The organism is Actinomycetes bacterium (assembly GCA_022599915.1).
Classification (GTDB): domain Bacteria; phylum Actinomycetota; class Actinomycetes; order S36-B12.
Map to the genome: position 1 here is coordinate 36,335 of JAHZLH010000001.1, position 19,783 is coordinate 56,117.

A 19,783-nucleotide genomic window follows, 5' to 3' on the forward strand; every position below is an offset into this window, starting at 1 on the left:
GGAGGAAATCCCATGTCCATTACCGCTGCCGATGTGAAGAAACTTCGCGATCTGACTGGTGCCGGAATGATGGAGTGCAAGAAAGCGCTCACCGAGGCTGACGGCGATCTCGACAAGGCTGTCGAGATGTTACGCATCTCGGGTGCAGCCAAGGCCGCCAAGCGAGGTGCGGAGCGCACCGCCAGTAACGGTCTGGTAGCCCAACACGGAAATGCACTCGTAGAGTTGCGCTGCGAAACCGACTTCGTCGCTAAGGGCGAAGACTTCGTGGCGCTGGCTCAGCAGCTGGCCGAGGCGGTAGACGCCACCCGACCGGCTGATGATGCCGCGTTCGCCGACGTGACTTTGCCCGATGGCAAGACTGCTGCGGCTTCCGTGTCTGATCTGTCCGGAATCATTGGCGAAAAGTTAGAACTGGGTCGCTTTGCGGTGCTGGACGGCGCCGTTGTCAGCTACTTGCACAGCCGTTCCGCTGACTTGCCGCCAGCCATTGGTGTGCTGGTGAGTTACAGCGGCGACGAGTCAGCCGCCCGAGCCACCGCGCTGCAGATCGCCGCCATGAAGCCCCGCTTCTTGAATCGTGATGACGTGCCAGTTGATGTAGTCGATAACGAACGTCGCATTGCCGAGGCGACCGCACGAGAGGAAGGCAAGCCGGAAAAGGCGTTGCCCAACATCATCGAGGGTCGACTGAAGGGCTACTTCAAGGAGTCGGTCCTGCTCGATCAGCCGTCGGTGCAAGAGAACAAGAAGACAGTCGGCCAAGTTCTGGACGACGCCGGGACTTCGGTCACGGCGTTCGCGCTTATCGAGGTAGGCAAGTCCTAGGCTGACTGTGATGGCCGAATCGCCCTACCAACCATCCTTGCGAGGCACCGTGGAACTATGGCCGCAATCGCCACCTGGTGGCTTCCGCAGAGTACTGCTCAAACTTTCCGGCGAGGCGTTCGCCGGGAGCGGGGGATTGGGCGTTGACCCTGGGGTAGTCAACTCTATTGCCAGCCAGGTCGCTGATGTGGCTCGCAGTGGTGTCGAAATAGCGGTCGTCATTGGTGGCGGTAACTACTTCCGTGGCGCGGAACTGTCCGAGCACGGTATGGAACGGGCCCGTGCCGATTACATGGGAATGCTCGGCACGGTCATGAACTGTTTGGCCTTGCAGGACTTTTGCGAGCGAGAGGGTATCGATACCCGGGTGCAAACGGCGATTTCCATGGGCCAAGTAGCCGAGGCCTACATCCCACGACGGGCACAGCGCCACCTGGAGAAGGGCCGCGTGGTGATCTTCGGCGCCGGGCTAGGTGCGCCGTACTTCTCCACTGACACCACGGCCGCGCAACGCGCACTGGAGATCGGTGCTGAGATTGTGTTGATGGCCAAGGGCGTAGACGGGGTCTACGATTCAGATCCCCGCACCAACCCCGATGCCAGGCTATTTGAGCAGCTCAGCTACGACGACGTATTGCAGCGTGATTTGAAGGTGGCTGATGCCACCGCAATCAGCCTCTGCCGTGACAACAAGTTGTCCATCGTGGTGTTCAATCTGTTGCAGGAGGGCAACATCGCCCGCGCGGTGCGTGGTGAGAAGCTCGGAACCCTGATTGACTGACCCCATGGGTCAAGATGACCTACGAAGGAGTCACTGGTGATAGACGACACTCTGCTCGAGGCTGAAGACAAGATGGATAAGGCGCTGGCTGTCGCGCGGGATGACTTTGCGGGAATCCGCACTGGTCGCGCCAATCCGGCGATGTTCAACAAAATGACGGTCGACTACTACGGCACTGACACTCCCATTCAGCAGTTGGCATCGTTCGCTACGCCGGAAGCTCGAATGATCGTCATCACCCCCTACGACAAGTCCGCGATGGATGCCATCGAAAAAGTGATTCGCGACTCGGACTTGGGCGTCAATCCAGCCTCAGATGGCAACATCATTCGGGTGGCCTTGCCCCAGTTGACTGAGGAGCGGCGCAAGGAATACGTGAAGCAGGCCAAAGGTCGAGCTGAGGAGGCTCGAATTGCGGTTCGTAACATCCGCCGAAGCGCCAACCAAGTCCTAGAGAAGATGATCAAGGACGGCGACGCTGGTGAGGATGATGTGAAGCGGGCCGAGAAACACCTTGACGACGTCACCAACAAGCATGTCGGTCACATAGATGACATGCTTCAGCATAAGGAATCCGAACTTCTCGAGGTATAGCTATGGCTGAAACCGCAGAAGCAGAGGGCGCCAAGAAGGATCACGGCAAGGCTGGCCGCAATCTTCCGTTGGCCATCGCCGTCGGGGTCTTACTCGGCGCCGTCGCCCTGGGTTGCCTACTGCTCTGGGATGGTCTGCTGTTCGTGGTCTTGGGCGTTGCTGCGGTGTGTGTCGGCGTCAGCGAGATCACCTCCGGTATGGCTACCCGCGGGATCCGCATTTTCGCACCGATCATGTACGTGGGTGTTGCGGTTATATCGGTGGCTGCCTACGTGTGGGGTCCGACCGCCATGGTCGGCACCTTCGGTGGCCTAGTGCTTGTGCTGATGTTGGCTCAACTCACTCGAGGGACTGACGAGTACGTTCGCGACACCACCGCCAACATCATGGTGGCGGCCTATCTGCCACTGATGCTGGGGTTTGCCATGCTCACCCTGGCGACGGACGATCCGGCCGGCAACTTGCGGATTGTTGTGTTTATCGCGCTGACGGTCAGCAGCGACATCGGCGGTTACTTCGCTGGGGTGCTCTTCGGTTCCCATCCGATGGCCCCCAACATCAGCCCGAAGAAATCTTGGGAAGGGTTCGCTGGCTCAGTCGTGTTCCAAATGCTCATCGGCATTTGGTTGTTCACCTGGCTCTTGGGCGCTCCCTGGTGGGCAGGAGCTATCACCGGTGGGGTGATGGCAGCGACTGCCACTGCCGGCGACTTCATCGAAAGCGGCATAAAGCGAGATCTCGGCATTAAGGACATGGGCTCAGTCGTGCCGGGCCACGGTGGCCTGATGGATCGACTCGACTCGCTGATCCCCAACGCCTTTGTCTCCTGGCTTCTGTTCACGCTGTTGCTCTCCAGCACATGACCGAGGAACTGCAGCTCGCCGGCATCACCAGTTCGGAGCGCTCTCGAGCGATCAAACCACCCCGGCACTGGGCTGATCTAGATCAGGTGGAGCGGGCGGAGGCCATGATTGCCGCGGGTCTGCCGAAGTTTCGGGCCGACCAAGTGAGTCGGCACTACTTCGCTCGCGATTCCGCGGCTCCCGAGGACTGGACTGATCTGTCCAAAACTCTCGCGGCACAACTCCGCGAGGAGTTCTTTCCGGAGCTGCTCAGTGAAGTCACCACAGTCACTTGCGATGACGGCCGCACCGTCAAGAACGTTTGGCGGCTCCACGGTGGCGCATTGGTGGAAAGCGTAGTGATGGGCTACACCGATCGAGTCACCGCCTGTATCAGTTCGCAGGCTGGCTGCGGGATTGGCTGCCCGTTCTGCGCCACCGGCCAGCAAGGTCTGACTCGCAATCTGACCACTGCCGAGATCGTGGAACAAGTGCGACGAGCCCGGCTGGCAGCCGCCAATGGTGATATCGGCGGCAATGGACGACTCAGCAATATCGTGTTCATGGGAATGGGGGAGCCGTTGGCCAACTACCGCGCCGTGGTCGCAGCACTGCACCGCATCATCGACCCGGCTCCGGCCGGTTTCGATATGTCCGCGCGTTCCGTCACCGTCTCTACGGTCGGGCTAGTACCGCGGATGCGCCAACTCGCCGATGAAGGACTCCCGGTCACGCTGGCACTGTCACTGCATGCCCCCGACGACAAACTGCGCGATTCGCTGGTGCCGATCAATCACCGCTGGCCAGTCGCGGACGTTTTGGCCGCGGCCGACCACTACGCCGCCAGTACCGGTCGGCGCTACAGCATCGAATACGCGCTCATCCGCGACATCAACGACCACGCCTGGCGGGCAGACCGGCTGGCCGAGGTGCTGCAAGGCCGCCTCGCGCACGTCAACCTGATCCCATTGAATCCCACTCCAGGCTCAAAGTGGACGGCTTCGGACCCGAAAGATGAGCGAGAGTTCGTTGCTCGGCTGCGGGCGGCAGGGATCAGCACCACCGTGCGCGACACGCGCGGTCGGGAAATCGATGGTGCCTGTGGCCAGCTAGCGGCGGTCCAGCAATGACCCAGCAGGTGCGGCGGGTGATCAGCCTGGGTGCCACGGGTTCCATCGGCGTTCAGGCCGCCGATGTCATCAGCCGCAATCCGGATCGATTCGATGTTGTTGGCCTGGCGGCCACTGGTAGTCGGCTCACCGAACTCCTGGCCCAAGCCGAAGCACTACAGCCAGCAACGGTCGCAGTCAGTGACCCGGTTGCTGCACATAAGGTGCAGGAGGCATTCCCTGCGCTGGAAGTCCTTGCCGGACCCGAATCGGCCGCGGAACTGGCCGCGCGGCCCGCTGACGTGGTGCTCAACGGCATTGCCGGGGCTGCAGGGTTGGCACCCACCGTGGCCGCACTCACCGCAGGCACCACCCTGGCACTAGCCAATAAGGAGTCGTTGATTATCGGCGGTCCGGTCGTGACCAAACTGGCGGCGCCCGGTCAGATCGTGCCGGTGGATTCGGAACATTCGGCACTCGCCCAGTCGCTTCGCGGTGGCACCGCAGCTGAGGTGCGCCAGCTCATCTTGACCGCCAGCGGCGGACCGTTTCGGGGCTGGAGTCGCGAGCAGCTAGCGGCGGTCATGCCCGCACAAGCGTTGGATCATCCGACCTGGGACATGGGGCCGCTGGTCACGATTAACTCCGCCACCTTAGTCAACAAGGGACTGGAACTGATCGAGGCGCACCTGCTGTTTGATGTGCCGCTGGACCGGATCGCAGTCGTCGTACACCCGCAGTCAGTGGTGCATTCAATGGTCGAGTTCTGTGATGGCTCCACCATCGCGCAGGCAAGCCCACCCGATATGCGGCTACCCATCGCCCTCGGTCTTGCCTGGCCTGATCGGGTACCGGAAGCCGCCCCTGCTTGTGACTGGACGAAGGCCACCCAGTGGACCTTTGAACCGGTCGACCATGAGGTATTCCCGGCAATCCAACTCGCCAGCCGGGTCGCGGAAGCCGGCGGAGTAGCGCCAGCAATCTTCAACGCCGCCGACGAAATCGCCGTCGCAGCCTTCCTCGCGGGAAAAATTCCGTTCCCCGGGATTGTTCAGACGGTTTCGCGTGTTGTCGATATGTATGACAATGGTGGTGCGGCCGCGGACGGGAACGAGTTAACGGTCGCAGACGTCCTAGCCGCAGATGAGTGGGGTCGCCGGACGGCGGAACAAGTCATCAGTGGCTAACTGATCCGAACAGGAGGGTGACATGGCTGAGTTTTGGGCAAATGTCGGTGGCATCCTCCTGCTGCTTTTCCTGATCATGCTCTCCATCGGGTTGCATGAGTGGGGGCACTTCAGCACCGCCCGCCGGTTTGGCGCCAAAGTCACTGAGTTCATGATCGGCTTCGGGCCGACCGTGGTGTCCCGCGTCCGTGGCGAAACCACCTACGGCATAAAGGCGATCCCACTGGGTGGCTACGTCCGAATCATCGGGATGTACCCGCCGGAGAAGGAGGGCTCGCCCCCACGCGCCGGCCGAATGGCGGAACTGGTCCGCGATGCCCGGCGACAATCGCTGGCCGAGGTCGGGCCAGGGGATGAAGACCGAGTTTTCTACAAACTCCCGGTACGCCAGCGGATTGTGGTGATGCTCGCCGGCCCCTTTATGAACCTATTCCTTGCCATCGTGCTGTTCGGTGCCATGCTGGTGGCCGTCGGCCTGCCGCAACCCTCCACGACTGTCGCTGATGCCGTGGCCTGTGTGCCCACCGCCTCCAACCCCAACGGTGTCCCCAACGCTGAGGGGAACTGCGACGGCGCGGCGTCTGTCGCGGCAGCCGCAGGTATCACCGCGGGCGACCGAATCGTCAGTGTGAACGGCGAGCCAGTCGACTCCTGGGAAAATCTAGCGCCAGCGCTGGAATCGGCGCGCGGAGCAGCCACGGTGGTGGTGGAACGTGACGGGCAGACCGAATCATTCGCAGTGAATCTGCAGACCGTGCCGTATCCGCTTTATGACAACGCCGGCAACCCCACCGGCGAGACCGAGCAGCGGGTGTTCCTCGGCGTGCGCCCGCAGATCGAATACGAAAACCAACCGATCAGCGCAGTACCCGCCTACATGTGGGATATCACCTCACTATCAGTAGGAGCTTTGGTCACCATGCCGCAGCGGCTCTGGGAACTTGGTGGGACGCTAGTCAACAACGGTGACCGTTCAGTGGAGAGCCCGGTGAGTGTGGTCGGCGTGAGTCGGCTGGGTGGCGAGATTGCCGCTGCTGAAGTTCCACCGGAGGCCAAAATCGGTTCCTTCCTCGGACTAGCGGCCTCGCTGAACTTGTTCCTCTTCTTGTTCAACCTATTGCCGGTGCTGCCGTTAGACGGCGGACACGCCGCCGCGGCAGTGGTCGAGGGTATTCGCAGACGGCGGGCACGACGTAAAGGCCAGCCCGATCCGGGCCCGGTGGACACTGCTCGACTACTGCCGCTCACCTACACCGTGGCCATTGGATTGATCTTGGTGGGCAGCATGGTGATCTGGGCCGATATCGTCAAGCCGATCACCTTGGGCGGTTAAGCGCGCTAGGGGCCATAATGGTGAGGGAACAGGAGAACTTGTGACCATAGACTTGGGAACCCCCACCACGCCGAGCCTCGCGCAACGGCGACCGACTCGGCAAATCACGCTGCACCACCCCACTCATCCGGTGAAAGTGGGCGGTGGTGCGCCGATCTCAGTGCAGTCCATGACCACCACAGTCACTGCGGACGTGGATTCCACATTGCAGCAGATTGCTGAGTTGACAGCTACCGGATGCGAGGTAGTGCGAGTAGCAGTGCCCAGCGCTGACGATGCCGAGGCGCTGCCGATTATTGCCCGCAAGTCCGCTATCCCAGTGATCGCCGACATACATTTCCAACCTAAGTACGTGTTCGCCGCCCTGGACGCCGGTTGCGCAGGGGTGCGGGTGAACCCGGGCAACATCAAGAAGTTCGACGACAAGATCGGCGAAATAGCCCGCGCAGCGAAAGATGTCGGTACCCCGATTCGGATTGGTGTGAACGCCGGTTCGCTCGACCCGCGGCTGCTGGAGAAATACGGCAAAGCCACCCCAGCAGCACTCGTCGAATCAGCGCTTTGGGAATGCTCGCTGTTCGAAGAGCACGACTTCCGCGACCTCAAGATTTCCGTGAAGCACCATGACCCGGTGGTGATGATCCAGGCATACCGGCTGTTGTCGGAGAAATGTGACTACCCGCTGCACCTGGGCGTCACTGAAGCTGGACCTAAGGAACAGGGCACCGTCAAGTCCGCGACGGCGTTCGGGGCGCTGCTGTCACAGGGGATCGGCGACACCATTCGAGTATCGCTGTCCGCGCCGCCAGTGGAGGAGGTCAAAGTCGGTCGGGCCATCCTGGAGTCCCTACACCTGCGGGAACGGGGCCTGGAAATCGTGTCCTGCCCATCCTGTGGTCGCGCCCAAGTGGATGTCTATGAACTGGCCAACAAAGTGACCGCCGGGCTGGAAGGGTTGTCCGCTCCGCTGCGGGTAGCCGTCATGGGCTGTGTGGTCAACGGACCCGGTGAAGCGCGGGAGGCTGACCTCGGGGTCGCCAGCGGCAACGGCAAGGGGCAGATCTTCGTCAAAGGTGAGGTTATTAAAACCGTGCCCGAGTCCCAGATCGTGGAAACGCTGATCGAAGAAGCGATGCGCCTCGCCGAGGACAGTGCCGAATCGGGATCCCCTGAGGTGGGCGTCGTCCCATGACCGCCGTTGCAGCGGGCCGTGCTGACACGCGCGGTTCCCTGCGACTTTTAGGCCATGGTGATGAAGGATTGTTGTTGCCCTTGTTGCGGCGCGATCCAGTGGCGCACTGTCTGACCGCCGCTCGGGTGGCTGACGGTGGACTGACCATGGCCGGGCTGGGCGGCTACATCCTCGGCTACCAGGTCGGTGACGAGTTGACCTCAGCACTGATGGTGTCGGCCAACCTGATTCCGATCGACTCCACCCCGGACAGTCGGCAAGAGTTCGCACGGCACCTTCGTGAACGCCGCCGCCGATCCTCCTGCATCGTCGGACCCCGTGCCGAAGTGATGGAACTGTGGCGATTACTGGAACCAGCGTGGGGACCAGCGCGGGAGGAGCGGCTCGATCAGCCGCTCATGGTGGCTCGTCAGCCAGTTACAGTGGCACCAGACCCGCAGGTTCGCCGGGTTGTACCGGCGGAACTCTCAGCAGTACTGCCGTCTTTCATCGCCATGTTCACCGAAGAGTTGGGCGTGTCCCCGGTCGCCAACGGCGCTGAAGGTGCCTACCGGGCCCGGGTCGCGGAAATCATCGCCGCCGGAGCAGCCTATGCACGATTCGACGGCGACAAGTTGATCTTCAAGGCCGAACTGGGCGCCATAACGCCCGAGTGCGCGCAGATCCAGGGCGTGTGGGTGCATCCGGATTATCGAGGTCGCGGCCTAGCAGGACCGGCCATGGCCGCGGTGGTGCGACTGGCGACGGAACATTCCCGCGCTTCCTCGCTGTACGTCAACCAGTACAACAAACCAGCGCTGCGTGCCTATCAGGCCGCTGGCTTCGAGACCGTGGGCGAGTTCGCCAGCGTGCTGTTCTAGCCGACCCCGCACCTATCCCACACCGAACAGCCAGGTATGGCGTGAGTAGCCCACTATGAGTCGCCCGGTATGTTGGACCGGTTCGACGAAACTGGAGGTCGGCGTGCAACGGATGACCAAACTATTCCTACGCACCTTGCGTGAGGATCCTGCCGATGCGGAAGTGCCCAGCCACCGGCTGCTGGTGCGGGCGGGATATGTTCGCCGGATCGCACCGGGTATCTTCTCTTGGTTGCCGCTGGGGTATGAGGTGTACCGGAACGTCGAACGGATCATCCGCGAGGAGATGAACGCGGCTGGTTTCCAAGAGGTGCACTTCCCGGCGCTGTTACCCAAGGAGCCGTATACGGTCACCGGACGTTGGCAGGACTATGGCGACACGCTGTTCCGATTGCACGACCGCAAGGGCGGCGACTACTTGCTGGGTCCCACGCATGAAGAGATGTTCACCTTGATGGTGAAGCAGGAGTTCTCTTCCTATAAAGATCTTCCGGTGTCGCTGTATCAGATCCAAAACAAGTACCGCGACGAAGCGCGCCCCCGCGCGGGAATCTTGCGCGGCCGCGAGTTCGTGATGAAGGACTCGTACTCCTTCGACGTGGACGACGCCGGGCTGCAAGCCAGTTACGACGCTCACCGTGAGGCCTACATCCGCACCTTCGAGCGACTCGGTTTGGACTTCGTCATCGTCAGCGCCATGTCAGGTGCGATGGGTGGATCGGCGTCGGAAGAGTTCTTAGCGCCGTGTGAGTACGGTGAGGACACCTTTGTGCGGTGCCCAAACTGCGACTATGCCGCGAACACCGAGGCGGTCACCATACCCGCACCGCAGCCGCTTTCGACTGACGGTGTGCCAGCAGCCGTGGTGGCGCATACTCCCGGAACTGAAACCATCGAGACGCTGGTTGACATGGCCAACGACCGGGAGGATTTGCAGCGTTCGGATCGATCGTGGACGGCTGCGGACACGTTGAAGAACGTAGTGGTGATGCTGACCAACCCCGACGGTGAAAGCAGTCCACTGGTCGTCGGGGTCCCCGGTGATCGGGAAGTCGATATGAAGCGACTCGAAGCAGCTGTATCGCCAGCGGAGGTACGACCTTTCGAGGAGGCCGACTTCGCTGCTCACCCCGCGCTAGTGCGTGGATATATCGGCCCTGGTGCTTTGGGCGCAGACAGTGCCGCGGGGATCCAGTACCTAGTGGACCCGCGGGTGGTCACGGGCACCGCATGGGTGACCGGCGCTGATCAGGCCGACCACCACGTGTTCGGTTTGGTGGCCGGTCGGGACTTCACCCCCGACGGCACCATTGAAGCTGCCGAGGTGCGAGCTGGGGATGCCTGCCCACGCTGCGGTGGGGCAGTGGAGATCGAGCGTGGCATCGAGATCGGTCACATCTTCCAACTAGGCCGCAAATATGCCGAAGCGTTGGACCTGAAGGTGCTGGACGAGAACGGCAAGTTGGTCACAGTCACCATGGGCTCCTACGGCATTGGTGTGTCCCGGGCAGTGGCGGCGATCGCGGAGCAAAGCCACGACGAGGCCGGATTGTGCTGGCCCCGGGAAGTAGCGCCTGCGGATGTCCATATCGTCGTCGCTGGCAAAAAAGACGACATCATTGCTGGAGCCGAAGATCTCGCGACCCAACTCGAAACTGCCGGCATGCGAGTCCTGATCGACGATCGCAAGTCGGTGTCGGTCGGTGTGAAGTTCAACGACGCCGAACTGCTGGGAATCCCCACGATCGTGATAGTTGGCAAAGCACTGGCGGACGGTGAGATAGAGGTTAAGGATCGCCGAACCGGGGACCGGCGGCGACTCCCAGTGGCGAATGCGGTCGCCGAACTCACGGGGAACTAGCCCATTGACCGGGCGCCCGGCGCGGAACTTCGCGAGAAATCCTTGCGGAAGCGTCACTAGACTCCCGCGTATCTCCATGAACGGGCGGAAGCGCAGCATTCAGCTCGACGCCCACTGTTCCTCGAGAGTGTGAGGCCGTTGACAGATCTGAGCAGACGCGAGTTTCTGCGCGGCGCCGCCTCGGCGGTAGCCGTCGGGGGTTCAGTTATCGCGGCCGGGGGAGTCCTCGCCGGCTGCAGCGAGTCTGAAATATCAACCGCTGACTCGCAGTTCAACGCCAAGAGTCGTTCGGTAGTCATCATTGGCGCGGGACTTGCCGGGCTGGCTGCCGCCTATGAACTGACGCGCACGGGATGGAACGTCAGAGTTGTTGAGGCGACTGATCGCCTCGGCGGCAAGGTACTCACACTTACTGATGGTTGGAGTGACGGCCAGTATGTGGACGCGGGTGCCGAGTATGTGGGTGCGAACGACCTGCGCATGCGCCGATACATTGCTGACTTCGGACTGAGTGTCCAAACACCAGCTCCGGATGCTGCCCAGCTTGCGCCTGGCGTGTTCTACGGGTCCACGCTGACGACGCGCGACGCGTTCGAGTCCCGGGACAACGGAGTCGTGGGCAAGGATCTGAGCCGGTATTACGAGGCCATTGATGAGCTAGCCGGCACGATCAAGAATCTGGCTCGACCCGAAAGAGCCCCGGATGCCAAACGCTTGGATTCACAGTCCTTGGCGTCATTCCTTGCGGATCTGAATCTGGATCGCCGCACAAAGTTCCTGATCGGCAATGACGTGGCCTACAGTGCCGTGGGGCCGCAGAATGTCTCGCTGCTGGCTGCAGTGCAGGCCGCGGCTTACTTCACGAAAGTGCAGCCGGCTCGTGGCGCAACGGTCGCGCCGATCCAGGGAGGCAACTCCCAGCTGGTGAACGCATTTGCATCGCGCATTGGTCAGGACAAGTTCCGGATGTCCTCTCCGGTGGACTACGTCGTTGACGATGGCACCAGAGTCGAAGTCGGTGTCCCAGGGGGGACAGTGCAAGCCGACGCAGCTGTCATTGCCGTGCCGCTGCCGGCCCTGGCCGCTATCGACATCCAGCCAGGGCTACCAGAGCCGGTTGCCCGCGCTGCCAGCGAAATCCGCTATGGCCCGTGTGCGTCCACCCAGGTGCAATACCCAGACCGGGTCTGGCGGGAAGGCGGATACTCCGGCCTGGTCTCTTCTGATGAGCCCATCGGCTCCACCTGGGATTCCACACTCAACGAGGCTGGCACCAGCGGAATCATCACTTTTTTCAGCACCGGCCCAGGAGCCAACGAAATCACTGTCGACGCTGATCCCGATGTCACCATCGAACGCTGCCAAAAAGAGTTCGCCCGGATCTTCCCCGGCGTCCCCGCCAACCCATCAGGGAAAGCAACGTCATTCGATTGGACGACCAACCAGTACTCACCAGGTCTCAACGCAGCCTGGGCTCCCGGGCAGGTCACGTCTTTCTGGTCCGCACTACGCCAGCCCATCGGACGACTTCACCTTTCGGGGGAATACGCCGGAACGAAGTACGCCAGCATGGAGGGCGCTGTGCAAAGCGGCAACGCAGCAGCAAAGGCCATCAACCGAGCCGACTACAGAACCGACGGCTAGACCCCCGGGGGGCGCATCGGGGCTTCACCTTTGGCGGGGGCTGCCGCCTGCACCTGTACGTTCTTGCTGGTGACTCATCAAGACTGAAGCATGCGTCGTTCTCCAAGCGGGCAGAGCGAGGGCGACTGAAGATGATCAGTTCCACACAGAAGTGGATTCCTCAGCCCGGCGTTGGACGAAGGAGCCACGGCCGCGAACTGCACGATGCACGCGTGACCGGTATGTCCGGGTTGTCCGTTTCTTGCTGAGGACTGGGGTGGGGGGAGGGTCGATTTCGTGGTGCAGCGACGGATGTGGGGATAGGGAGCGTGCGTGGGGTAGCGAGCACAGACCGTGAGGAGAACGGCCCTGGTGAAGGTTTCTCATCCAGGCGTTCGTGGTCACTCGTCACGTTCACGGTGAACCTAGTGCATATCTTGAAGTGAAGGAAGCGGCATCAGATGAAAAAACTATTTGCGGTGGCCCTGGTTGCGGCTGTTGCTGTGATGGGTGGAGTGTCTGGTGCCGCGAACGCTGAATCTCAAGGATGGGAACCGACACTCGATAAGTTTGACCTCTATATCGCTGCTAGTTCCGGGAAGTTGTCGTTTCAAAGTGTTGAGTTGAACTATACGGAGGATGAGTTGGCGGCCAACGCCGGTGAGCTCTTTGACGTCGGGGGTATTTTCTTGTGGGGTAAGGCGGCGGCGTGGCCGGGGATGCCTTCGAAGGGCACGTCAGTGACATGCAGGCAAATCACTGCTGCCGGTGGGTGTTACATCTTTGATGTCAAGATGACGTCCCGCTCCCTTGACTACAGAGCAGTAGAAACAGGGAAATTCCTTTTCGAAGACTTGGGGGGGCCAATTTTGCAGGCCGACTGGCACCCTACAGAACAAGGACACCATTGACGTGCGTGTTTCGAGTGAGGGCAGACGCTATTAGGAGGTGCAGTTAGCCACCCCTGACAAGTTTGGGGTTTTCGCTAACATTTTCTCTACGTCTCAAGCGCGCGCTGATGAACCGAACAACGTGTTGGGTACTCAAGAACTTGGTTATCAAGTGATTGTCACTGAAAGCCCCGGCGAAGAAGTTGACTGCGAAGAAGGCGCAGGTGAAGTGGAAGCGGCCGAAGGGTGAGGTGACGATCACTGAGTATCAGACTCGGATCAAGAGGAAGGGAAGCTGGAAGAAGTGGTCAGGTAGGAATCCGCAGCCGAACCTGAACGGCTGGGTGTCCCGCACTTACAAGAATCTTTCGCCGAACACGAAGTACAAGGTGCAGGTACGCGCCTGGTCCGAAGATGTTCATGGTCCGAAACGATCGGTGAGGTTCACGACTGACCGCAAGGGCATCCCCACCAAACCGGGCAACGGCTAACACCGGGCCTTCCTGCGACTAACGCCACGACACGGGCAGTGCAGTTCAACGGGAGGATGGGACAACAATGTCTGTTGCTACCGGGACTGCCTGCTAGTTGACGATGGCGGCGCCGTCGCCACCGGTTCCGGTCGGCGCCGGTGCCGGCGACTCCGGTGCGGGTTGCTCTGTCACCGGTGGCGGATCGGTGGGAGAAGTGTCGGGCGATTCTTCGCCTTGCGGCTGCGGTGGCTGGTCATCTTTCCCGATCGGACTCATCACTGGATCAGTGGTGCCGGGGAAGGCCTCGGGGCGTTGCCCCCAGAACACCGCCCGAGCGCTGTCAGCACGGGCAGTGGCCACAAGATCACGTCGCTGATCGCCGGAGAATACGGCTGCCACGGTGCAGTAGATGTTCACTAGCCGGTTCTCCACGATGGCGGCTAGCCGGGCAGCATCGTCAGCGGTCTTGATGGCGAAGGGAATCTCGAAAACGATCGGTAATTCGATCGCAACCCCCATGGCTGCCAGCTCTGCGATGGCTGCGTCGCGCTGCCGGGAATGAAAGATCAGCGCATCCCTAGCTGTCGGACGTTCGCCCGACGGTAGTCGGGGGATCAGGATGCCGTAGGCGTACACCGCTGCAGCTTCTCCCTCAGCAATGGTGCGCCAAGTGCCTTCGCTCATGCGCCAGTCCTCGCCAAGTAGGCGGCATGACCCGACTCCGACGCTGCAATCCGAGCCAGTGTCGCGATCAGGGCCACATCAGCGGCCGACACCGCGGCGCTGGTGCGCTGCTTCGCCGCCGCTTGCTCGAGTTTGCGCAATGCCGACAGCCCCGGTGCCTGGCCTACCGGGGAAGCGGGAACTGGCCCGTCACCGTTGGGATACAGCGCCGATAAGTGTTGCTCGTGTTGGCTGGCCAAGAACTCCAGCTCGACAGCTCGATCAGGATTGTTGGCTGCGGCGGCACGATAGGCCGCAATCAACTCCGACTCGGACTGGGCGGCGGATTCTCGTGCCTGTTGATCCAGGTCTTCTGGTGGTGGCGGACCGGAGTCGTCACCACCGCATGCGGCGACCACACCTACCGGGGCAACCGCAGCCGCAAGCAGGACCGCTCGGCGGGAAATCTCCATGCATGCTCCAGAGGAAAGAACCGAACCACTACCCTAAGGTGCAGTAGCCAGGAAACTGAACAAGGGGCGCACCGCGTGCGAAGGAGGACCGTATGGGTCACGAACTCATCGCCCGGTTGCGCGAACTCTTGGTAGAACCGGTGAAATCCCACGGCGCAGATCTTGAGGATGTCGCCGTTGTGGGGCACAAGGATCGCCCCGTGGTCAAAGTCACCGCAGATAGTGACGGTGGCCTCACCCTCGATCAGTCCGCGGACATTAACCGGTCGGTCTCACAGGTGGTGGACGAGTCCGGTGTCATGGGCAAGCGTTCCTATGTGGTCGAAGTGACCAGCCCCGGGGTTTCCCGACCATTGAGCGTGCCAAAACACTGGCAACGCAATGCGGGCCGTCTGGTCCGAGTGGTTCCGTTGCAGGGAGATCCGATACTGGGGCGAATCGTTTCCGCTGACGACGACCATGCGGTGTTGGACGTCGCGGGCAGTGAACAGTCGGTCAGCTACGCCGATGTGAAACGGGCCGTAGTGCAGATCGAGCTGAAGAAGCGCTGAGTGGTGGAGGAGAAGTTATGGATATCGATGTAGACGCATTGCGTAGTTTAGTGCGCGAGCGCTCCATCTCGTTCGACTTGGTAGTAGCCAGCATCGAGGAGGCGCTGCTGAGCGCCTACCACCATCAGCCTGGCTCCAAGCCACAAGCTCGCGTAGAACTGGACCGCAAGACCGGGCATGTCACGGTCTTGGCGATTGAATCCGATGAGGACGGCAATCAGCTTCGCGAATACGACGACACCCCGGAAGGATTTGGCCGAGTGGCGGCTGCCACTGCGCGTCAGGTGTTGACCCAGCGCCTGCGGGAAGCCACCTCCGATATCACCTACGACGAGTTCTCCGGGCGAGCCGGTGAGATCGTCGGCGGCACCGTGCAACAGTCCAACGAGTCCGGCGGCATCAAGGTGCAACTCAGCAAGGACCTCGAAGGAGTGTTGCCGCCAGCCGAGCAAGTACCCGGTGAGGATTACAGCCACGGCAAACGCATCCGGGCCGTCATCGTGTCCGTACGTCGGGGCATGCACGGGCCGCTGGTCACGGTGAGTCGAACCCATCCTGACTTGGTCCGCCATCTATTTACGTTGGAAGTACCCGAGATCGCCGACGGGGTCGTCCAGATTGATGCCATCGCTCGGGAAGCCGGGCACCGGACCAAGATCGCGGTGTCCAGCACCTCCAATGAAGTCAATGCCAAAGGAGCCTGTATTGGTCCCATGGGCCAGCGGGTGCGGCAGGTGATGGCGGAATTGAACGGAGAGAAGATCGACATCGTCGATTTCAACTCCGACCCGGCAAAGTTCATCGGCAGCGCGCTGTCGCCAGCCAAGGTTAGTGAAGTGATTGTCACTGATCCCGCGGCGAGAGCGGCCCGCGTGATCGTGCCCGACTACCAGTTGTCGTTGGCAATCGGCCGGGAAGGACAAAACGCACGGCTAGCGGCTCGGTTGACCGGTTGGCGCATAGATATCCGCTCCGATCAGAACCCCAGTGACGACGCGGCAGCGGCGCCACGGACGCCGTAGCGCCACGGATTGTCAGCAAAGCGGAAGAAGGGGCTACACTTGCCCGAGATCAGTCAGTTAGGCCCCACCCGGACTTGTGTCGGGTGTAAACAACGGGCTCAACAGGCTGATTTACTGCGAGTGGTCGCCGTCGGTTCCGATCTGGTTCCGGATGGTCCCGTTCGACAGCCTGGTCGAGGTGCGTATCTGCACCCTCGGTCGGAGTGCCTGCGGTTGGCGATTCAGCGGCGGGCTTTCCCTCGGTCCTTACGGATCTCGGGTCCACTGTCGACGGAGGCCGTAGCGGTGCTACTGCAGAGCCAATAACCGTCAGAGCTTCGGGAGAACGAGATGAGCACCCGATGAGTTCCTCATCATGAAGCAAACAAACCAGCGTTGACGGCTCGGATCCCCGGGCCGAGACAGGAGAAAAGTGTCTAAGGTCCGGGTTTATGAGCTCGCTAAAGAGCTCGGACTCGAAAGTAAAGATGTCCTGGAGAAGTTGCAGGAGATTGGCGAGTTCGCCAAGTCTGCCTCCTCCACCGTTGAACCTCCGGTAGCGCGCAAACTGCGCGATGCCGTTGGCGGTGACAAGCCCGCCAGCGACAAGCCAGCGCGTCGATCCGCCTCGGGGAGCACCCTTCGGCGGCCGCCGGCTGGCAGCAGCACCCGCCGCCCGAGTGGTGGTAGCGCTACGCTGCGGCCGAAGGCCGAACCAACGCCGAAGGCAGAACCAGCGGCAGCGGAGAAGCCGGAGGTGCCTGCGGCCAAGGAAGCGGCCCCCGTCGAGCAGGCCCCAGCGCCCGCTGCGGAAGCCAGCGCACCGGCAGCGGAAGCCAGCGCACCAGCGGCCGACGCCGCGGCACCGGAAGCGCCGGACAAACCCAAGCCCAGTCGTGGCCCTTCGCCGACGCCGGGCAACAACCCGTTCTCTGGCAATGCCCCTACCCGAACGCCACGCAGCGGTACGGGCAATAACCCCTACACCGGCAACGCACCCAGTCCGGGTGCTGCTCCCACGCCTGGCTCCATGCCACCGCGTCCCCGTCCGAATCCAGGTCAGATGCGCGCCCCAGAACGTGGTCGCGGTCGCCCCGGCGGTCCCGGTGGGCGCCAAGGTGGTCGTCCCGGCGGTCCCGGTGGTCGTCCCGGCGGTCCCGGCGGTCGTCCGGGTGGCGGCGGTGGTGGCAACTACCGCGGCGGGCCCGGTGGCGCCCCCGGCGGCGGTTTTGGTCCTCCCCGCGGAGGTCCCGGTGGTCCCGGTGGTCGTCCCGGTGGTCGTCCCGGTGGCCCCGGTGGTCGCGGCCGACCCGGTGGCAAGACTCGTGCCCGCAAGTCCAAGCGCGCAAAGCGTCAGGAATTCGACAACATGGAAGCGCCCACCATTGGTGGCGTAGGTGTCATCAAGGGTGACGGCGCCACCGTGCGGTTGCCCCGCGGTGCTTCACTGACTGATTTCGCGGAGCGAATCGACGCCAGTCCCGCGGATTTGGTGACCGTCATGCTCAAGTTGGGTGAAATGGTCAACGCCACGCAAAGCGTTGACGACGACACTTTGAAGGTGTTGGGAGCCGAACTCGATTATCTAGTGGACATAGTGTCGCCAGAGGACGAGGATCGCGAACTGCTGGAGAAGTTTGATCTGGAATACGGTGAGGACGAAGGTTCCTCCGACGATCTCACGGCCCGCCCACCCGTTGTCACGGTCATGGGTCACGTCGATCACGGCAAAACGAAACTGTTGGATGCGATCCGTTCTGCCGATGTGGTCTCGGATGAGGCCGGCGGCATCACCCAGCACATTGGTGCATATCAGGTGCACACCACTGTCGGTGACGAAGATCGGGCGCTGACCTTCATCGACACCCCGGGTCACGAGGCGTTCACCGCCATGCGTGCTCGAGGTGCGCAGGTCACCGACATCGCCGTCCTTGTGGTCGCAGCAGACGACGGTGTGAAGCCGCAGACGGTTGAGGCGTTGAATCACGCGCAAGCCGCAGAGGTGCCGATCGTGGTTGCCGTCAACAAGGTGGACAAGGAAGGTGCGGACCCCACTAAGGTGCGCACCCAACTCACCGAATATGGCTTGGTTGCCGAGGACTTCGGTGGCGATGTGATGTTCGTGGAGGTGTCAGCTAAGCAAGCTACCGGAATTCAGGAACTACTGGAAGCGGTCGTTCTCACCGCCGATGCCACTTTGGAACTCACCGCTAACCCGAATCAAGACGCACAAGGTGTCGCGATCGAGGCCCACTTGGACCGCGGTCGCGGTTCGGTGGCGACGGTGCTGGTGCAACGAGGCACGTTGCATCCGGGTGATTCGGTGGTGTGTGGCGACGCACACGGCCGGGTCCGCGCGATGCTGGACGAGCACGGTGAAGCGTTGGAAAGCGCTGTACCGTCCCGACCGGTACAGGTGCTTGGCCTGACGTCGGTTCCGGGCGCCGGTGATTCTTTCTTGGTCGTGCCCGAGGATCGGGTGGCGCGTCAGATTGCCCAAACTCGGCAAGCTCGAGAGCGCAACGCTGCGCTGGCCAAAGCACGGCCACGCCGCACTTTGGAAGAGTTCCTATCCCAGAAGGAAAAGGGCGAAGTTCAGGAAATGCGCCTCATTCTCAAGGGCGATGTGTCCGGTTCGGTCGAAGCGTTGGAAGACGCACTGGTCAAACTGGAGATTTCCGAAGAGGTATCGCTGCGCATCATCGACCGTGGCGTGGGTGCCATCACCGAAACTAACGTGATGCTCGCTGCCGCCTCCGATGCGATCATTCTCGGCTTCAACGTCCGTCCCCAGGGCAAAGCCAGCGAAATGGCTGATCGCGAGGGCGTTGAGGTCCGGTACTACTCGGTGATCTACGCCGCGCTGGATGACATCGAAGCCGCGCTGAAGGGCATGCTGAAGCCGGAGTACGAGGAAGTGCAACTCGGTACTGCTGAGATTCGTGAGGTGTACCGGTCCAGCAAGTTTGGCAACATCGCTGGTTGTGTCGTTCGCAGTGGCCAGGTCAAGCGCAACAGCTCGGCTCGGCTGGTACGCGATGGCACTGTGGTTGCGAACAATCTCAAGGTCGAGTCGCTGCGGCGGTTCAAGGACGACGTCACCGAGGTGCGGGACGGCTACGAGTGCGGCATCGGGCTCGGCAGCTTCAACGACATCAAGGAGGGCGACGTGATCGAGACCTTCGAAAACCAGGAGAAGCCGCGCACGTAATAGGGGCAGTCGATGTTTGTCGGAGCGATGGAGTTCGACTGATTACTTGGCGATGTTCGTTCGCTGAAGCACAAGCGGATGATCTGCGACCGATAGTGGAGTCGCTACGAAGCTTCGAGGTGTCGGCCGCGGAAGTGGCCGACCAGGATCTGTATCGACGCGCTCAACTCGGGGTGGCAGTGACCGCTACTGATACGCAACACTGAGATCACGTGCTCGATCGCTGTGAACAGCTCGTCGCCGCGCGACCGGAGATTGAGTTGCTCAGTTGTGGCCGACGGATCTTCTGGTTGGCGGACGGGGAGTGAAGA

19 protein-coding genes and 1 pseudogene are annotated in these 19,783 nt (G+C 61.7%); 18 read left to right on the forward strand and 2 right to left on the reverse strand.

The annotated features are described in order from the left end of the window. Nucleotides 1-12 precede the first annotated feature (12 nt). The 13 genes from tsf (at nt 13) to K0U62_00260 (ending at nt 13,591) form a co-directional block, all read left to right on the forward strand. Complete coding sequence (gene tsf / locus K0U62_00200; protein MCH9799936.1) at nt 13-828, forward strand: translation elongation factor Ts; 816 nt, start codon at nt 13-15, stop codon at nt 826-828. Between the two features lie 10 nt (nt 829-838). Then, nucleotides 839-1,609 (forward strand): UMP kinase, encoded by a 771-nt coding sequence (gene pyrH, locus K0U62_00205; protein ID MCH9799937.1) that lies wholly within the window; start codon nt 839-841, stop codon nt 1,607-1,609. Nucleotides 1,610-1,645: 36 nt separating this feature from the next. Next, complete coding sequence (gene frr, locus K0U62_00210) at nt 1,646-2,203, forward strand: ribosome recycling factor (GenBank protein MCH9799938.1); 558 nt, start codon at nt 1,646-1,648, stop codon at nt 2,201-2,203. A gap of 2 nt (nt 2,204-2,205) precedes the next feature. Further along, nucleotides 2,206-3,066: a phosphatidate cytidylyltransferase gene (locus K0U62_00215; protein MCH9799939.1), complete on the forward strand. Its 861-nt coding sequence runs from the start codon at nt 2,206-2,208 to the stop codon at nt 3,064-3,066. Beyond that, nucleotides 3,063-4,175 (forward strand): 23S rRNA (adenine(2503)-C(2))-methyltransferase RlmN, encoded by a 1,113-nt coding sequence (rlmN, locus tag K0U62_00220; protein MCH9799940.1) that lies wholly within the window; start codon nt 3,063-3,065, stop codon nt 4,173-4,175. Before K0U62_00215 ends, rlmN begins: the two co-directional genes overlap by 4 nt. Next, complete coding sequence (dxr, locus tag K0U62_00225; protein ID MCH9799941.1) at nt 4,172-5,341, forward strand: 1-deoxy-D-xylulose-5-phosphate reductoisomerase; 1,170 nt, start codon at nt 4,172-4,174, stop codon at nt 5,339-5,341. Before rlmN ends, dxr begins: the two co-directional genes overlap by 4 nt. Nucleotides 5,342-5,363: 22 nt before the next feature. Further along, a complete protein-coding gene (locus tag K0U62_00230; protein MCH9799942.1) occupies nt 5,364-6,674 on the forward strand; it encodes a site-2 protease family protein in 1,311 nt (436 codons plus the stop codon). Between the two features lie 40 nt (nt 6,675-6,714). Continuing rightward, nucleotides 6,715-7,866, forward strand: a complete 1,152-nt coding sequence (gene ispG / locus K0U62_00235; protein MCH9799943.1) for a flavodoxin-dependent (E)-4-hydroxy-3-methylbut-2-enyl-diphosphate synthase — start codon at nt 6,715-6,717, stop codon at nt 7,864-7,866. Then, the gene (locus K0U62_00240; GenBank protein MCH9799944.1) at nt 7,863-8,726 is read left to right on the forward strand and encodes a GNAT family N-acetyltransferase; all 864 of its coding nucleotides are present in this window, start codon (nt 7,863-7,865) and stop codon (nt 8,724-8,726) included. The genes ispG and K0U62_00240 overlap by 4 nt, the downstream gene beginning before the upstream one ends. 112 nt (nt 8,727-8,838) lie before the next feature. Continuing rightward, the gene (locus tag K0U62_00245) at nt 8,839-10,587 is read left to right on the forward strand and encodes a proline--tRNA ligase (GenBank protein ID MCH9799945.1); all 1,749 of its coding nucleotides are present in this window, start codon (nt 8,839-8,841) and stop codon (nt 10,585-10,587) included. Between the two features lie 138 nt (nt 10,588-10,725). Beyond that, nucleotides 10,726-12,231, forward strand: a complete 1,506-nt coding sequence (locus K0U62_00250; protein MCH9799946.1) for an FAD-dependent oxidoreductase — start codon at nt 10,726-10,728, stop codon at nt 12,229-12,231. 440 nt (nt 12,232-12,671) lie between these two features. Then, nucleotides 12,672-13,121, forward strand: a complete 450-nt coding sequence (locus K0U62_00255; protein ID MCH9799947.1) for a hypothetical protein — start codon at nt 12,672-12,674, stop codon at nt 13,119-13,121. Between the two features lie 155 nt (nt 13,122-13,276). Further along, entirely contained in the window at nt 13,277-13,591 is a 315-nt protein-coding gene (locus K0U62_00260) for a fibronectin type III domain-containing protein (protein ID MCH9799948.1), read from the forward strand. A gap of 93 nt (nt 13,592-13,684) precedes the next feature. Here K0U62_00260 and K0U62_00265 read toward each other — a convergent pair whose 3' ends face one another. Together K0U62_00265 and K0U62_00270 are read right to left on the reverse strand one after the other, a co-directional pair. Then, nucleotides 13,685-14,257 (reverse strand): ferritin-like domain-containing protein, encoded by a 573-nt coding sequence (locus tag K0U62_00265; protein ID MCH9799949.1) that lies wholly within the window; start codon nt 14,255-14,257, stop codon nt 13,685-13,687. Beyond that, nucleotides 14,254-14,709 (reverse strand): hypothetical protein, encoded by a 456-nt coding sequence (locus K0U62_00270; GenBank protein MCH9799950.1) that lies wholly within the window; start codon nt 14,707-14,709, stop codon nt 14,254-14,256. The genes K0U62_00265 and K0U62_00270 overlap by 4 nt, the downstream gene beginning before the upstream one ends. A 92-nt stretch (nt 14,710-14,801) precedes the next feature. Here K0U62_00270 and K0U62_00275 point away from each other — a divergent pair, with 92 nt between their 5' ends. From K0U62_00275 to K0U62_00295, 5 genes and pseudogenes are all read left to right on the forward strand, one after another. Continuing rightward, nucleotides 14,802-15,260: a ribosome maturation factor RimP gene (locus K0U62_00275; protein MCH9799951.1), complete on the forward strand. Its 459-nt coding sequence runs from the start codon at nt 14,802-14,804 to the stop codon at nt 15,258-15,260. Nucleotides 15,261-15,277: 17 nt separating this feature from the next. Then, nucleotides 15,278-16,282 (forward strand): transcription termination factor NusA, encoded by a 1,005-nt coding sequence (gene nusA, locus K0U62_00280; protein ID MCH9799952.1) that lies wholly within the window; start codon nt 15,278-15,280, stop codon nt 16,280-16,282. 39 nt (nt 16,283-16,321) lie between these two features. Further along, on the forward strand, nt 16,322-16,588 hold the full coding sequence (locus K0U62_00285; protein ID MCH9799953.1) for a YlxR family protein: 267 nt from the start codon (nt 16,322-16,324) through the stop codon (nt 16,586-16,588). Nucleotides 16,589-16,694: 106 nt separating this feature from the next. After that, complete coding sequence (gene infB / locus K0U62_00290; GenBank protein MCH9799954.1) at nt 16,695-19,472, forward strand: translation initiation factor IF-2; 2,778 nt, start codon at nt 16,695-16,697, stop codon at nt 19,470-19,472. 12 nt (nt 19,473-19,484) lie between these two features. Further along, nucleotides 19,485-19,780 (forward strand): annotated as a pseudogene (locus K0U62_00295) (DUF503 domain-containing protein). Nucleotides 19,781-19,783: the final 3 nt, after the last annotated feature.

Bases quoted from the DNA above. Each gene is read 5' to 3' on its own strand.
- K0U62_00245 (MCH9799945.1), top strand. From the start codon at position 8,839: ATGACCAAACTATTCCTACGCACCTTGCGTGAGGATCCTGCCGATGCG.
- K0U62_00275 (MCH9799951.1), top strand. From the start codon at position 14,802: ATGGGTCACGAACTCATCGCCCGGTTGCGCGAACTCTTGGTAGAACCG.
- nusA (MCH9799952.1), top strand. From the start codon at position 15,278: ATGGATATCGATGTAGACGCATTGCGTAGTTTAGTGCGCGAGCGCTCC.
- K0U62_00240 (MCH9799944.1), top strand. From the start codon at position 7,863: ATGACCGCCGTTGCAGCGGGCCGTGCTGACACGCGCGGTTCCCTGCGA.
- K0U62_00255 (MCH9799947.1), top strand. From the start codon at position 12,672: ATGAAAAAACTATTTGCGGTGGCCCTGGTTGCGGCTGTTGCTGTGATG.
- K0U62_00270 (MCH9799950.1), bottom strand. From the start codon at position 14,709: ATGGAGATTTCCCGCCGAGCGGTCCTGCTTGCGGCTGCGGTTGCCCCG.
- K0U62_00215 (MCH9799939.1), top strand. From the start codon at position 2,206: ATGGCTGAAACCGCAGAAGCAGAGGGCGCCAAGAAGGATCACGGCAAG.
- dxr (MCH9799941.1), top strand. From the start codon at position 4,172: ATGACCCAGCAGGTGCGGCGGGTGATCAGCCTGGGTGCCACGGGTTCC.
- K0U62_00265 (MCH9799949.1), bottom strand. From the start codon at position 14,257: ATGAGCGAAGGCACTTGGCGCACCATTGCTGAGGGAGAAGCTGCAGCG.
- tsf (MCH9799936.1), top strand. From the start codon at position 13: ATGTCCATTACCGCTGCCGATGTGAAGAAACTTCGCGATCTGACTGGT.
- K0U62_00230 (MCH9799942.1), top strand. From the start codon at position 5,364: ATGGCTGAGTTTTGGGCAAATGTCGGTGGCATCCTCCTGCTGCTTTTC.
- pyrH (MCH9799937.1), top strand. From the start codon at position 839: ATGGCCGAATCGCCCTACCAACCATCCTTGCGAGGCACCGTGGAACTA.
- rlmN (MCH9799940.1), top strand. From the start codon at position 3,063: ATGACCGAGGAACTGCAGCTCGCCGGCATCACCAGTTCGGAGCGCTCT.